The organism is Cupriavidus sp. C3SS-1, assembly GCF_057073755.1.
The window spans coordinates 1,985,755-2,000,292 of sequence record NZ_CP172700.1; the positions used below are offsets into that span (position 1 = coordinate 1,985,755).

Below are 14,538 nucleotides of genomic sequence, written 5' to 3' on the forward strand. Positions count from 1 at the left end.
CGTGGAGTAGCCGCCCGTGGTACCGCTTAGTCCGAACGAAGGATGTACCCGGGCGACGGCCGCCCCAAGCTTTAGCGAGCGCGGGCAGTCCGAATGTCGCCCGCTCATCACTGATACAGGAGACAGACATGAAGCAGGCGGAACAGGCCATCGTCGCGGTCGTCACGGGCGGATCGCGCGGGGCCGGCAAGGGCATCGCGCTGGCGCTTGGCGCGGCCGGCGCCACGGTGTACGTGACCGGGCGCACCGAGCAGGAAGGCAGCGCGTCGCTGCCCGGCACCATCCACGCCACGGCACGCGAGATCGATGCGCTGGGCGGCCGCGGCATCGCGGTCGCGTGCGACCATCGGAACGATGCGCAGGTGGCACAGCTGTTTGCGCGCGTGCGCGAGGAGGCGGGGCAGATCGACATCCTCGTCAACAACGCCACCTTTCTGCATGACGAACTCATCATGCCGGGGCCGTTCTGGCAGAAGCCGCTGGAGATGACCGGGATTCTGGACGTAGGCTTGCGTTCAGGCTACGTGGCGAGCTGGCATGCAGCGCCGATGATGGCAGCGCGCGGGCGGGGGTTGATTGTCTTTACGTCTTCCTTCGGTGCCAATTGCTATATGCACGGGCCGGCTTATGGTGCGCAGAAGGCGGGGATAGACAAATTCGCGCATGACATGGCGGTTGACCTGCGTCCACATGGGGTTGCGGCGGTTTCGTTGTGGATGGGGCCGCTGCGCACCGCGCGCACGCTGCGGGTGTGGGAGCAGCATCCGGACAAGTACGCGTCGTTTGCGCCGGTGGCGGAGACTCCGGAGTTCACCGGGAAGGTCATTGACGCGCTGTATCGCGATCCTGGCCTGATGGAAAAGTCGGGCCAGGTGCTGATCGTGGCGGAAGCGGCGATGGGGTATGGGATTGTTGATGCGGAGGGGGTGCAGCCGCCTTCGTACCGGCAGGCATTGGGGGGGCCGCCGGGGGTGCATCCGGCGATTGTGGAGTAGAGGGGGATTGGAGGGGCTTGCCGGAGTGGGCTGAGTTTTTTGCTCCTGGCAGGCGCTGCTGGTTCGCTGGCGTGGCCGGCAGGGTTTTGATTGAGTGGGAGTTTTTGCTCTTGGCGGGCGCTGCTGGTTCGCCGGCGTGGCCGGCAGGGTTTTGATTGAGTGGGAGTTTTTGCTCTTGGCGGGCGCTGCTGGTTCGCCGGCGTGGCCGGCAGGGTTTTGATTGAGTGGGAGTTATCGCTCTTGGCAGGCGAGGCTGTTTCGCCGGCGTAGCCGGCGAGTCACTTTTGTCTCGCGACAAAAGTAACCAAAAACGCGTTTTCGTGGTCGACGAACGGCCCGTGGTGGTAAAGACGGTACAGGGCATAGCCACACTGCCTGCCGCGTAGATGATCAGGATAGACACGTCAGATGAGCGAACCCGGATTACTTGGTGGCTCCTGCTAACCGCGCCATCGGTAGGACGCCTACGGCTGCGCTGCGCGCACTCAGTGAAAGCCAAGGGAAGAGAAGGGAAGAAACGGAAGCACCAGCCTCGGCGCCGTTGATGTCGTCCGCCTGCCAACTAGTGAGCCGCGCAGCAGCCGAAGGCGATGATGCGATAACCCGGGCAGTGTCGGGCCACGGACAGTTTCGGGGCTCGTTCAATCATTGCCGGAGAGCCTGCATACGGACGCGCTCCACGCGGCAGGCAGCCGGGCAGACTCTGAAGCTCATACCCGTACGAAATTCTTCGCACACTACGATCAATATTCGTCCGCTAGGACAAGCGACGCGTTTTTTGGTTACTTTTTGTCGCTCGGACAAAAAGTGACTCGCCGGCTACGCCGGCGAAACAGCGGCGCCTGCCAAGCACGATAACCCAATCACCACAAACTCCCTGCCAGCGACGCCAGCAAACCAATCACATCCCCCGAAATCACTCCCCTTGCGACAACAACCCCGTCGCAAACACCGTCGACCGGATCAGCCACACCCCGTCGACCCGCACATACTCATCCGCATAGCGTCCGGTCAGGAACGTACGCGAGCCATTGGCATCATCCAGCGCAAGGTACGCCAGATCCCAGCTCCCCTGCGCCGTATCCGCATCCATTACCCGTATATCCGCCTGCCCCGCAAAATGCATTTCCCTCAGAGTAGGCCGGCACGCCAGCTCCGCAAAGCACTGCACCAGCGCATCCCGCCCGGCAAAGCTCCCGATCCGGTCATAGTGGATATGCGCGTTGTCCGGCACGAAGCAGCCCCGCATGGCTTCGGTGTCCTTGTCATCGCACGCGCGCAGGTAGCGCAGCTTGAGCGCCCGGATCGCATCCGCGGCTTCCAGCCGCGCAAGGCGGTCAGCAATACTGGCAATTTCGTTCATATCCAATCCCTCGCTCATCAGGCTTCCCGCAACTGATACTTCAAGACTTTGCCAGCCGCGCTCACCGGCAGCGATGTCACGAACTGCACCTCGCGCGGCACCTTGTAGTTGGCCATGTGCCGGCGCGCCCAGACGATCAGGGTCTCGGCATCCAGCCGCGCGCCGTGGCGCAGCACCACATACGCACGTCCGACTTCGCCCAGCCGATCATGCGGCATGCCGACGACCGCGACCTGGGCCACCGCCGGATGGGCCACCAGCAGCTTTTCCACTTCCGCCGGGTAGCAGTTGAAGCCACCCACGATGAACATGTCCTTGATGCGATCCGTGATGCGCAGGTAGCCACGCGCATCGAGCGAGCCGACGTCGCCCGTATGCAGCCAGCCATCGGCATCGATAGCTTCCACGGTGGCTTCGGGCAGACCGAAGTAGCCTTGCATCACGTTGTAGCCACGCACCAGCACCTCGCCCGCCTCACCCGTAGCGACCGGTTGGCCCTGCGCATCGACGCAACGCAGTTCGACCCCCGGCATGGCGCGCCCCGACGTACCGGCAACCGTCTCGGCATCGTCGCCCGCACGGGTCAGCGTGGCAAAGCCGCACGACTCGGTCAGGCCGTAACCGGTGATGACCGTGTCGAAACCGAGTTCGTCACGCATGCGCTGAATCAGCACCGGCGCGATCGCCGAGGCGCCGGTCACGGCAACGCGCAACGACGACAAGTCGAACTCGCGCAGGCGCGGCGCATTCAGCAGCGTCTGGTACAGCGTCGGCGGCCCCGGCAGCACCGTGATGCGTTCGTTCTCCACGCGCGTCATCACGGCCTCGGCGTCGAAGACCAGGTGCGGCAGCACGGTGGCCCCGCGCGACAGCGCCGCGAGCCAGCCGGCCTTGTAGCCGAAGGTATGGAAGAACGGGTTGACGATCAGGTAGCGGTCACCGGCGCGCACACCCGTGATCGCGGCCCAGCCATCGATGGCGCGCAGGTTCTGGGCGTGCGCGGTCATCACGCCCTTGGGCCTCCCGGTGGTGCCGGAGGTGAACATGATGTCCATGAGCGTGTCGCCGCGCACGCCGGCCTCGCGCTGCGCGAATGCGGCCGTGTCCACCTGCTGCGCCAGCTGGAGGAAGTCATCCCACGCCAGCTCGCCGTCGCCCAGCGCCGTGTCCCGCCCCGGCCGCAGGATCACCAGGCGCTCCAGCGTGGCCGGCCGGTGCGGCGCCAGCATCTGCGGATAACGCTCGCCGAGGAAATCGTCGACGCAGAACAGCAGGCGCGCGCCGCTGTCCTCTAGCACGGCCGCCGCCTCCATGCCTTTCATGCGCGTATTGAGCGGCACCAGCGCCGCGCCCACGCTGTGCGTGGCCAGCGCCGCGATGATCCATTCCGAGAAATTCGGCGCCCACACCGCGACCCGGTCGCCCGGCTGCACGCCGAGCGCCATCAGCGCCCGCCCCGCCTGTATCCGGCACGCATCCAGCCCGGCGTAGCTCATGCGCAGCCCGTCTTCCTGGATGGCGGTGCGTTCGCCGTGGCGCTGCGCCGCGCGCCGCACCAGTTCGGGAATGGTCGCGGCAAGGTCCTCTTGCCCGGCGGCGTCGAGGCCGGCCGGGTCCGCAATGGCATCAATGGTGTCGGAGGCAGTCATGTCAGTCCGGGAACTTCAGGTGGATCTCGTCGCTCGCCGCGCGCGCCTGGCAGGCCAGGGTCCAGCCCGCCTCCAGGTCGGCACGGTCGAGCACATGGTTTTCGCCGAGCGTCACGTCGCCCTGCGTCACCTGGCACATGCAGGCGCCGCACAGGCCGGCGCGGCAGGAATTGGGCGCGGCCACGCCGGCGCGCTGCAGCGCGTCGAGCACGGTTTCGTCCGGCGCCACGTTGACCTGGTGCGTATCGCCGTCGAGCAGCACGGTGAGCGCGGCGCCGCGCATCGCGGGCGCAGGGTTGGCCGTATCCGTCACGGCCGGTTGCGCGGCCGGTGTTGCCACCGGTGCATCGGGCAGCGACAGGAAGCGCTCCACGTGGAGCTTGCCGCGCGGCACGCCAAGTTCCTGCAGCGCTGCCTGGGCCGCGTCCATGAACGGACCGGGACCGCACACAAAGCACTCGGCCAGGCTCCATGGCCGCACCAGTTCTTCGAGCTGGCGCTGCGTCGGCGGCCCCTGCACGCTGTCCAGCCAGTGGATCACGCGCAGCCGGCCCGGGTGGCTGCGTGCCAGCGCCGCGAGGGTGTCCGCGAAGATGATGGAGCGCTCGTCGCGGTTGGCATAGACCAGCGTCACCGCGCCGCGCCCGTGGCGCAGCGCCGCCTTGGCGATCGACAGCACCGGCGTGATGCCGCTGCCGCCGGCCAGCAACAGGAAATCGCCGTGCAGCGTGGGCGGCGTGAAGACGCCGGCCGGCGCCATCACCTCGACCGTGTCGCCCGCGCCAAGATGATCGCAGATCCAGTTGGACACGCGCCCGCCCTGCACGCGCTTGATCGTCACGCGCAGGGCGTGGTCCACCTCCGGCGTGCTCGACAGCGAATAGCAGCGCTGCAGCGGCTTGCCGTCGACCGGCACGCGCAGCGTCAGGAACTGCCCGGGACGGTAGGCAAAGGTATCGCGCAGGCCGTCAGGCAACGCGAATACCAGCGAATGCGCCTGGTCCGTTTCCGTGACGACTTCGGCGATCTGCAGCCGGTGGAATGGTACTGGCGCCATGATGTCCTTGTTCGGCTCGGGGCGGGGTCAGGCCACGCCCATGATGGTCTGCGCGTTATCGATGCGCAGTTCCGCACCGTTGATGAAGCGCGATTCGTCCGAGGCCAGGAACAGCACCAGGTTGGCCACGTCGCGCGGATGGCACATGCGCTGCATCGGCTCGGCGCCACCGATATCCTCCGACAGGGCCGCTGCGCCGCCGGGCAGGAAGGCCGCGGTCATCGGCGTGAGGATGCCGTCCGGATGGATCGAGTTGCAGCGCACCTTGTAGCCGCTCTGCTTGCAGTGGCCCGCCACCGCGCGCGTCAGCGCGGCCACCGCGCCCTTGCTGGCGCTGTAGGCGCAGAACGCGCCCATGCCGCCCAGCGCCGCCACCGACGACATATTGACGATGCTGCCGCCGGCCGCCTTCATCGCGGCGACGCCGTACTTGCAGCCAAGAAAGTAGCCGTCGGCGTTGATGCGCATCACGCGCTGCCATTGCTCCAGCGTGGTGTCCTCGACCGTGCCGAGCATCAGGATGGCGGCATTGTTGACCAGCACGTTCGGTGCGCCGAAGCGCTGCTCGGTGCGCGCCATCACCTGCTGCCAGCCGGCTTCGCTGGCAATGTCGTGCGGCACGAACAGCGCGGTCTCGCCGATCTCGCGGGCCAGCGCGTGGCCGGCTTCCTCGTTGAGGTCGGTCAGCACCACGCGCGCGCCTTCGCGCGCCAGCAGCAGTGCGTCTTCCTTGCCGACGCCGCTGGCGGCGCCGGTGACGATTGCGATCTTGCCTTCAGTACGTCGGCTCATGGGAAATCTCCTCGTTGGTGTGTGCCTGCCGCCCGGCGGCAGGCTGTTGTGTCAGGTGGCGGCCGGCATGGCGGAACCGGCACTCATGGTCCTGCGCTGCCGGTTCAGGCCGGGCACAGCGCGCTCAGCGGCGCGGACGTGGTGTAGGCGCCGTCGACGTAGACCAGCGGCGACACCTCGCCCGCCAGCCGCACCTCGCGCAACCGCCCGATAAAGACCGCGTGCGTGCCGTAGTCAAAGCGGCCGTCCTGGCTGCACACCAGGTTGGCCTGGGCGTTGCGCAGGCACGGCACGCCGAGCACGTCGTCTTCCCACTCGCCGCTGGTGAAGCGCTCCTCGCCCTTGAGGCGGCCGCTGCAGTCCACCGCGATGTCGCGATGGTCGGCCGCGAGCAGGTTGATGCAGAAATCCGCGCCGGCATCGAGCGGCGGATAGATCGACGAGTTGCGGTTGATGCAGATCAGCAGCGAAGGCGGATCCGCCGACAGCGAATCGACCGCGGTCACGGACATCGAATAGCGGCGCTCGCCCTCGCGGCAGCTGATGACCGCCACCGAGCGCGCCATGCGGCGCATCGCCATCAGCATGTCGTCGCGCAGCGCGGCGCTGGTTTCGGGATTGGCGCTCATGAGGCCTCCTGTACGGTTTGAGCGTGGTGCTCGGCGGCCGGCTGCGGGGCCCGCTGCGAGAGCAGGTCGGCAGCGATAAAGCCGAAGGTCATGGCGGGGCCCAGGGTGGCGCCCGCGCCGGGATAGCTGGTGCCCATCATCGAGGCACTGGTATTGCCGATGGCGAACAGACCCGTGATAGCGCTGCCGTCCTCGCGCAGCACGCGCGCGCTGGCATCGGTCACCAGCCCGCCTTTGGTGCCGATATCGCCGGCATCGAGCCGCACGGCATAGAACGGCGCCTTGCCGATCGGCGCCAGGCACGGGTTCGGTTGCACCGCCGGGTCGCTGTAGTAGGTGTCGAATACGTTGTCGCCCTTGCCGAATTCCTCGTCGACGCCCGTGGCGGCGTAGCGGTTCATGCGCGCAACGCTGTCCGCAAGCCCGTCGGCATCGACGCCGATCTGCCGTGCCAGTTCGGCCAGCGAATCGGCGCGCACCAGGATGCCGGACATATTGGCCGGAATGCTGCGGTCCGGCATGACCGAGCCCGGCAGGATCGGGCCGCACGGGTACTTGTGCCGGAACGTGGCGTCGAACACCATCCAGGCCGGCACGCTGCAGCCGGTCTTTTCATGATCGCGGTACATGGCGGGCACGAATTCGGAGTACGGCGCGGCCTCGTTGACGAAGCGCCGGCCGTTTCCGTTCACCACCAGGCAACCGGGCATGGCGCGCTCGATGAAGAGCGCGCGCTGCTTCTCCTCGCCCTGCACATGGACCGTAGGCGCGCCCCAGACATGGGACATCAGCGCCACGCCGGCACCGGCAGCCTGTCCCGCTCGGATGGCGTCGCCGGTATTGTTCGGCGGCGTGGCGCTCCAGTCGGTCCGGGTCGGCTGCGGCAGGTATTGCTCGCGCATGGCCTGGTTACGCTCGAAGCCGCCGGCGGCGAGGATCACGCCACGTGACGCGCGGATCTCCACCACGCGCCCGTCCTGCAGCGCGCGCACGCCGCGCACCATGCCGTTTTCCACGATCAGGTCCTGCAGCGCGGTATCGAGCCACAGCGGGATCGCGCGATCCATCATGGCCCGCCGCAGCCCGCCGGTCAGGCTGTTGCCGAGCGTGAGCCGGCGGTCGCGCCGGGTCTTGCGGCGCCAGCCGAAATCGAGCCAGTAGCGGGCGAACTGGCGCACCGCCAGGCCGAACCAGCCGGGCGAGCGGCACAGCAGCGCGTGCGCCTCGCGCGAGGTCACGGCTACGCGGCCGCCGACCAGCGTGCCAGGCGACGGCGGGCGCAAACGGTCGAATTCCTCGCGCAGCCGCGCGCCGTCGAACGGCATCGGATCCAGTGCGCGGTAGCCCGGCATCGCGCCCGGTTCCTTCTGGAAGTAGTCCGCGTAGCGCGGCAGCGTGTAATAGCGCACGCCGGCCTGCTGCTCCAGGTATTGCAGCATGCGCGGCGCGTGCTCGAGATAGGCGCGGATGCGCTGGGCGTCGCCATGCTCGCCGGTGCACGCGAGCACGTACTCCAGCGCCTTGGCATAGTCGTCCTGGCCACCGGCCGGCGCGATATGGTGGTTGAGCGGAATCCAGATGCCGCCGCCCGACACCGCCGAGGTGCCGCCGTACTGGCTGCTCTTTTCCAGTACCACTACCGACAGCCCGCGGTCGGCGGCCCGGCAGGCGGCCAGCATGCCGCCCGCACCCGAGCCGACCACTACCACGTCAAACTCCTTCGGCTGCATGCGCGCTGTGCTCTGAGTCATGATGTGCTCCCTTGCCGTCGGCCGGCTTCAGATGAAGAAGTCGGTGTTGGCGCGGCCCATCATCACGCCGCCCAGGTTCTGGCCGAAGCGGTCCAGGTTGTTGGCGTAGTGGGCGCGCGCGGCGTGCAGGTCCAGGAAGCGGCGCACCATCGGGTTCGAGCGGTAGATACCGTTGCCGCCGGCATAGCGCAGCAGGCCGTTGGCGAGCTGCGCGCAGCGTTCGGCCACCTGCGACGACTGGTAGCGGAAATGCAGGCGGCGCGGCGTCTGCACCTGTCCGCCGTCACGCGCGACGGCAAGCAGTTCGTTGAAGTTGCGTTCCAGGACAGTGCGCATCTCGTCGATGGCCACCTGTGCGTTGGCGCAGGCCATTTGCGCGCCACCGTCCTCCGCGGTCTTGCTGCCGCCGTTGCTGCTGACGCGGCCGTCCGCATAGCCGATGAAATCGTCAAGCGTGCCTTCCAGCGCGCCGATGCAGGCGGTGCACACCGCGCGCACGAAAATCTGCGCGAACGGCAGGCGGTACAGCGGCACGTCGTTGATCGCCAGGCCCGGGCTGGTGCCCATGGCGCCATCGACGGCACGATGGGTGCGGTAGTCCGGCACGAACACGTCATCGACCACGATGTCGTGGCTGCCGGTCGCGCGCAGCCCCAGCACGTCCCAGTTGCGCACGATCTTGTAGTCGGAGCGCGGCAGCAGGAAGGTGCGGTAGTCATAGGCGCCGCCCGGCTCGGCCGGCGGCACCAGGCCGCCCAGGAAGATCCAGTCGCACAGTTCGCTGCCGCTGGAGAACTTCCAGTGGCCGGAGAAGCGGTAGCCGCCTTCGACTGGCGTGACCTTGCCAACCGGCATATAGGTCGAGGCGATCAACGTGGCGGGGTCGTTGCCCCACACCTCCTTCTGCGCGCGTTCGTCGAACAGCGCGAGCTGCCAGTTGTGCACGCCGACCACGCCGTAGACCCAGGCGGTGGACATGCAGCCCTTGGCCAGCGCCATCTGGATGCGGAAGAAGGTCTGCGGATCGAGCTCGTAGCCGCCGTAGCGGCGCGGCTGCAGCACCTTGAAGAAGCCCGCGGCCTGCATCTCGGCGATGGTCTCGGCGGGGATGCGCCCCTCGGCTTCGGCCTGTTCGGCGCGGCCGGCCAGCGCGGGAATCATCTGTTCGGCGCGCGCGATCAGGCGTGCGGCCAGGTCCTTGGGGTCGTTGTGTTGAGGCACCGCGGGTCTCCTTTAGCTTTGTTTTGTGGCTGGCGTTGATGTTTGCATCGGGCGGGCGAGGTGCCATCGTCTGATGGGACTAGCTATTCATGCAGCGCTTCGTGCATGCGCCTGCCCTCCCCCCCGGCCCCTCTCCCGCAAGCGGGAGAGGGGCGCAAGCCAAGCCCTGGCGAAGCCAGCGCTTCGCGATCAGGCCACCGCGCTCAGCTTGCGGCCCTGCTTGCGGAAGTGCGGGATCACGTGCTCGCCGATATTGCGGATGGTTTCGAGCTGCGCCCATTGCGGCACCGTGCCCATCTGGCAGATGAACAGGATCTCGTCGGCGCCGGCGTCGATCAGGCGCTGCACGTAGCCGATGCAGTCCTCCACGGTGCCGTAGGCGTGGTTCGGGTTCAGCATCATCATCGACGGGTCGCTGAAGTCCACCGAGACCTTCTCGGAGGCGAACTTGGTGTTGATGACGGCCTTGCCCTGCGCGTCGGTGGCGGTGACGTGCTCGTCGTCCCACTTCGACGGGTCGGGGCGCTCGCCGCCGGCGTACCAGTACGACAGCGACTCCATGAAATAGCGCTGCCCCTTGATGCCGATCTTGCGCGCGGCCAGGCCATCGTCGAGCACGATGGTCGGGCACAGTGCCGCCAGGTGCTGATGCGGGCGGAAGCCGACCTGGTCCTCGGCCTTGCGGCTCTCCCACGCGCTGCGGTAGATTTCATTCTTCTTGGCGACATCCTCCGGGCCGCCAAAGCCGAGCACCAGGGCGCCCATGCCGCGCGCACCGGCGCGTTGCAGCGTCTCGGCATTGGTGCAGGCCAGGTACATCAGCGGATGCGGGTCCTGGCGCGGCTTCGGATGGATCGGGCGGCGCGGGATCTTGATGAACTCGCCGTCGTGCTCGATCTCGTCCTGCGTCAGGATCTTCGGGATCAGGTACATCGACTCGTCGATCATCGGGTGCAGGGTGTTCAGGTCGTAGCCGAAGGTGCCGGCCTCCTGCTGGGTACCGCCCTTGCCCACGCCGAAGTGCACGCGGCCGCCGGAGAGGATGTCGAGCGTGGCGATGCGCTCGGCCACCTTGACCGGATGGTTCATCGCGGGCGGCAGGCATACCACGCCATGGCCGATGCCGATGCGCTGCGTGCGCCCGGCGACGAAGGCCAGGAATGTCTCCGGTGCGCTCATGTGCGCGTAGTTGGTGAGCGCGGTGTGCTCGACCGCCCAGACCACGTCGAAGCCCATGTCCTCGGCCAGCACCACTTGTTCCATGATTTCATCGAACACCTTGTGGTCGCCGGCGCGCGAGGCATCGACGGTCTGTGCTTCATAGATCAGCGAAAAACGCATTGCAGTCCCCTTCCTTCTATTGATGGTCCAGGACCGCCGCCGGGACGCCGCCGGGTGCCGCGCCTCGGGCCGGAAGCGGCCTGTGTGCTTGCAGTTTGGTCGGCGCAAGGCGTTGCAACATCGTCTGATTGGATTATGAGCACTCGATGGCGCATCCCTATCATTGGCCACGGGCAACCCGCCCGTTCATCGAAGGGACAAGGAGACCATGCAAGCCAGACTTTTGCTCTACCCCGTTGCGGACATCGACACCGCGCTGCCGTTCTTCACGGAAGCACTCGGCCTGCCCGTGAAATTCCGCGATGGCGACCGCTATTGCGCGCTCGACGCGGGCGCGTTGACGCTGGCGCTCGTGGCCGGCGAAGAGAGGCTGGTGGACCAGCCGGCGCTGGCGTTCAGGATCGAGGAAGGACAGGAGATCGGCGCCGCGATCGCGCGGCTGGTGGGCGCCGGTGCTACTGTGACGCTGCCTGCGGCGCAGGGCCCGCATGAGACACGCGCGGTGCTGGAGACCCCGGAGGGTTTTGCGCTGGTGCTCAGTGGGAAGTGTTGATTGGTGTGTGGGGCCTGGCAGGTGGCGCTGTTTCGCCGGCGCAGCCGGCGACCTACTCCTTTGTCCGAGCGACAAAAGAGTAGGCAGAAAAACGCGTCGCTGGCCGCTGGCATCAATTTCACGGCGGCAGTGGTTCAAACGGCTTTGGACGCCTGTCACGGTGGTCAGCCGTTCCACGCGGCTACGCGCGGTGAGTCAGGGACAGTGGCTGACGTTACCCGGCTTTTCAACGATCCCCGACCAGACTCGGGTACAGCGTCCCAATAGCGTCAGTGGTGGGACGCCTACGGCTGCGCTGTGCGCGTGTCATGTTCGGTATGCGCGGGGCATCAACGTCGCTGGTGCGGTGCTTCCCGTCTCTCCCGGCCCTTCCCCTTCCGCCACTTCCCCATATTGTCCTTACTGTTTTCAGCGGAGCCGCGCGCAGCGCAGCCGTAGGCGTCCGACCGATGGCCTGGTTAGGAGGAGCCACCAAGTAATCCGGGTTCGCTCATCTGACGTGTCTATCCTGATCATCTACGCGGCAGGCAGTCCGGCTATGCCCTGTACCGTCTTCACCCCAGCGAGCCGTTCGTCGACCACGTAAACGCGTTTTTGGTTACTTTTGTCGCGAGACAAAAGTGACTCGCCGGCTGCGCCGGCGAAACAGCAGCGCCTGCCAAGAGCGATAACTTCCGCTCAATCAAAACCCTGCCGGCCGCGCCGGCGAAACAGCAGCGCCTGCCAAGCACGCCAACCAAATCCCCCCAAGAACCAACCTTCACCCCAACGAAATCACACTACTCAACAGCATCCTCACCAACGTAGCCTGACGAGTCACCCCAGTCTTGGAAAAGATCGCACGCAAGTGCGCGCGTGCCGTGTTCTTGCTGATACCGAGTTCATCAGCGGCTTCATCGAGCGTAAGACCATTGGCAAGCTGCAGCGCCAGCTGCGTCTCCGCTGGCGTGAAATCAAACAGCTGCCGCACCACGTCGTGCGACGCCTGCGAGCGCCGCTCCGGATCACGGATGAACACCACGCATGCCGGACGCTTGCGGTTGTCCTCCGACCACTCGCTGAGCGGAATCGTGCGGATCAGCACGCCCAGCCTGGCGTTGCCCGACGGGCGCGTGATCGACATCGCTTCCATCAGCGCCGGCGTGGTGCCGAGGTGGCCCATCGTCGCCTGGCGCAGCAGCCGCTGGAACTTGCGGTTCTCCTGCCCGTATTCCACGTCGAGCCCGCCCTTGGAAGCGCGGATGCCGTCCCTGGCGCCAAGGATCTCGTCCGCGGCCGCATTGGTCTTGATGATGGTGCCGGACTCATCCAGGATCACCATGCCGACCAGCATGCGGTCGATGGCGCTGGCATAGACCGTGCGCTCCGATTCCACCACGTCTATGCGCGAGTGCAGGTCCACCGCGCGCTTCAGGTGCGGCAGCAGCGCGGTGCACAGCGCCTTGTCCGCGGCAGAGAAGTTCGTGCTGTCAATATTGCGGCAAACGCGGAAGCGGCATTCGATCCCGTCATCGGTGCGCAGGTCGGCACCCAGGATGTAGCGGATACCGATGTCCTTGAGGAACTGCTGGTAGATCTCGCTCTGGCACCAGACGCCCGGACCAAGGTGCTCGTCGATCGTCACCACGCGGTCCGACGGCAGGCCGATGAACGGATCGAGCGCGTAGTAGTAGTTGTTGTAGGAGGTCTCGCCCGCGAGCGTCGAGCCCCCGTGCTCGGACACATTGACCATCAGACCGGGCCGGTCCGTGGCCGGCGAACGCAGGATCAGCGTGGCATAGTTGGCGTCGAGCTGGCGTCGGATGTGCTCCAGCGCCTTGCCCCACGGCACCTGCTCCATCGGGCCCTGGTAGATATCGCCCAGCAAGGCGCTGAATTCCGACAGCGACACCGTGGTTTGCGCAAACAGGTGTGCGGCCGCCTGGTTCTGGCTAACCTCCATCAGCATTTCCTCTGTCTCCATTGTGGCGCGCGCAGCGCGTCGGACATGCCGCGCGGCTGGCCCGCTGCGGGCTCTCTGGCCCTTTTTTTGCCGCGAATTCATAGGGACGGCAAGGCGTCGCGGCTTGCCCCTTGCCTTCATGGTTTGCCCTAGTCCAGAACGGCATCGCATGCGGGCCGGACTAGTCCTGCGGGACAAGGCAAATCCTCACGCCACGGCGGCGCGAGCACATACTCCAAACAGACTAAGGACAGACCCCGGCTTACCCGGCCAGGGGCAAACCCCCAGCCAGCCCACAGAGCCGCCACGCACTACCCAAACAGACGATGCCGCGCGGGCGGGCTGCCGCTAAAAGACAGCCATGGGCGGCGATCCGCGCCGCCGTCTTTTCACGGAGAACGACCACCATGGCGGCAAACCCGCGGCTGCAGGCCGCAGTGATCACCGGAGCCGGCGGCGGCATCGGCCGCGCGCTGGCACATGCCCTTGCGGCGCAGGGGTATGCGCTGGCGCTGGCGGATATCGACGCCGATGCGCTCGAAGCGACGCGCGCGGCGCTTGCCGGCAACGGGGCGACCGTGATCGCCATTCCCACGGATGTGTCCGACGCGCTGCAGATCGAGCACTTGTGCACTGAGAGCTTCCTGCGCCTGGGCCGCATCGACCTGCTCATCAACAACGCCGGCGTGCTCGCCACCGGCCGCTGCTGGGAGCTGGCGCCCGAGGTGTTCGAGCGCGTGCTGCGCGTCAACCTGTGGAGCGTGCTGCACGCGCTGCGCTGCTTCGTGCCGCGCATGGCGGCGCAAGGCGCGGGACACATCGTCAACGTGGCGTCGATGGCCGGCCTGGCCGTCGGCCCGTGGCTCGCGCCCTACACGCTGTCCAAGCAGGGCGTGGTGGCACTGAGCGAAGGACTGGCGATGGAACTGCAGGCGGCGGGCCTGCCGATCCAGGTCTCGGTGGTCTGCCCCGGCCCGGTGGCCACCGGCATTGCCGGGGACCTGAACGGCGCGGGACCGCAGGAGGTGAACCAGATGAACGGCGCACTGCGCAGCGGCATTGCCGCCGGCCTGACCCCGGACGAGGCCGCGCGCGTGATCCTCGATGGCGTGGCCGCCGGCAAGTTCTGGATCCTGCCGCACGAGCAGGCAGTACACGCGGCCCAGGCACGCGCACAAGGCATTGCCGCGGGCACGCCGCCGGCGTTCGCGCTCTGAACCAGATATCCACACAACATTCGAGGAG

The 14,538-nt window shown here is 66.9% G+C and carries 12 protein-coding genes; 3 read left to right on the forward strand and 9 right to left on the reverse strand.

What is annotated here, in order from left to right; translation table 11 throughout:
- Positions 1–128: 128 nt before the first annotated feature.
- A complete protein-coding gene (locus tag ACIGJC_RS25150; RefSeq protein WP_483712108.1) occupies positions 129–995 on the forward strand; it encodes an SDR family NAD(P)-dependent oxidoreductase in 867 nt (288 codons plus the stop codon).
- Positions 996–1,911: 916 nt separating this feature from the next.
- Here the strand turns inward: ACIGJC_RS25150 and ACIGJC_RS25155 are convergent.
- The 8 genes from ACIGJC_RS25155 to ACIGJC_RS25190 form a co-directional block, all read right to left on the reverse strand.
- Positions 1,912–2,358 carry a nuclear transport factor 2 family protein gene (locus ACIGJC_RS25155; protein ID WP_483712109.1) on the reverse strand — a complete coding sequence of 149 codons (447 nt, stop codon included), beginning with the start codon at positions 2,356–2,358 and terminating at the stop codon, positions 1,912–1,914.
- Positions 2,359–2,375: 17 nt separating this feature from the next.
- On the reverse strand, positions 2,376–4,007 hold the full coding sequence (locus tag ACIGJC_RS25160; RefSeq protein WP_483712110.1) for a FadD3 family acyl-CoA ligase: 1,632 nt from the start codon (positions 4,005–4,007) through the stop codon (positions 2,376–2,378).
- A 1-nt stretch (position 4,008) separates the two neighbouring features.
- On the reverse strand, positions 4,009–5,064 hold the full coding sequence (locus ACIGJC_RS25165) for a 2Fe-2S iron-sulfur cluster-binding protein (protein ID WP_483712111.1): 1,056 nt from the start codon (positions 5,062–5,064) through the stop codon (positions 4,009–4,011).
- 27 nt (positions 5,065–5,091) lie between these two features.
- Positions 5,092–5,856, reverse strand: a complete 765-nt coding sequence (locus ACIGJC_RS25170) for an SDR family oxidoreductase (protein WP_483712112.1) — start codon at positions 5,854–5,856, stop codon at positions 5,092–5,094.
- Between the two features lie 104 nt (positions 5,857–5,960).
- Complete coding sequence (locus tag ACIGJC_RS25175; RefSeq protein ID WP_483712113.1) at positions 5,961–6,485, reverse strand: flavin reductase family protein; 525 nt, start codon at positions 6,483–6,485, stop codon at positions 5,961–5,963.
- Positions 6,482–8,236, reverse strand: a complete 1,755-nt coding sequence (locus ACIGJC_RS25180; protein WP_483712114.1) for an FAD-dependent oxidoreductase — start codon at positions 8,234–8,236, stop codon at positions 6,482–6,484. Before ACIGJC_RS25180 ends, ACIGJC_RS25175 begins: the two co-directional genes overlap by 4 nt.
- Positions 8,237–8,263: 27 nt before the next feature.
- Positions 8,264–9,397, reverse strand: a complete 1,134-nt coding sequence (locus tag ACIGJC_RS25185) for a flavin-dependent monooxygenase (RefSeq protein WP_483714388.1) — start codon at positions 9,395–9,397, stop codon at positions 8,264–8,266.
- A gap of 249 nt (positions 9,398–9,646) precedes the next feature.
- A complete protein-coding gene (locus tag ACIGJC_RS25190) occupies positions 9,647–10,798 on the reverse strand; it encodes an LLM class flavin-dependent oxidoreductase (protein WP_483712115.1) in 1,152 nt (383 codons plus the stop codon).
- A 208-nt stretch (positions 10,799–11,006) separates the two neighbouring features.
- Here ACIGJC_RS25190 and ACIGJC_RS25195 point away from each other — a divergent pair, with 208 nt between their 5' ends.
- On the forward strand, positions 11,007–11,351 hold the full coding sequence (locus ACIGJC_RS25195) for a VOC family protein (RefSeq protein WP_483712116.1): 345 nt from the start codon (positions 11,007–11,009) through the stop codon (positions 11,349–11,351).
- A gap of 760 nt (positions 11,352–12,111) precedes the next feature.
- Here the strand turns inward: ACIGJC_RS25195 and ACIGJC_RS25200 are convergent.
- Positions 12,112–13,299, reverse strand: coding sequence for a helix-turn-helix transcriptional regulator (locus ACIGJC_RS25200; RefSeq protein WP_483712117.1), 1,188 nt, complete (start codon positions 13,297–13,299; stop codon positions 12,112–12,114).
- Between the two features lie 401 nt (positions 13,300–13,700).
- Between ACIGJC_RS25200 and ACIGJC_RS25205 the strand changes: the two genes are divergently transcribed.
- The gene (locus ACIGJC_RS25205) at positions 13,701–14,510 is read left to right on the forward strand and encodes an SDR family NAD(P)-dependent oxidoreductase (RefSeq protein ID WP_483712118.1); all 810 of its coding nucleotides are present in this window, start codon (positions 13,701–13,703) and stop codon (positions 14,508–14,510) included.
- Positions 14,511–14,538 lie beyond the last annotated feature (28 nt).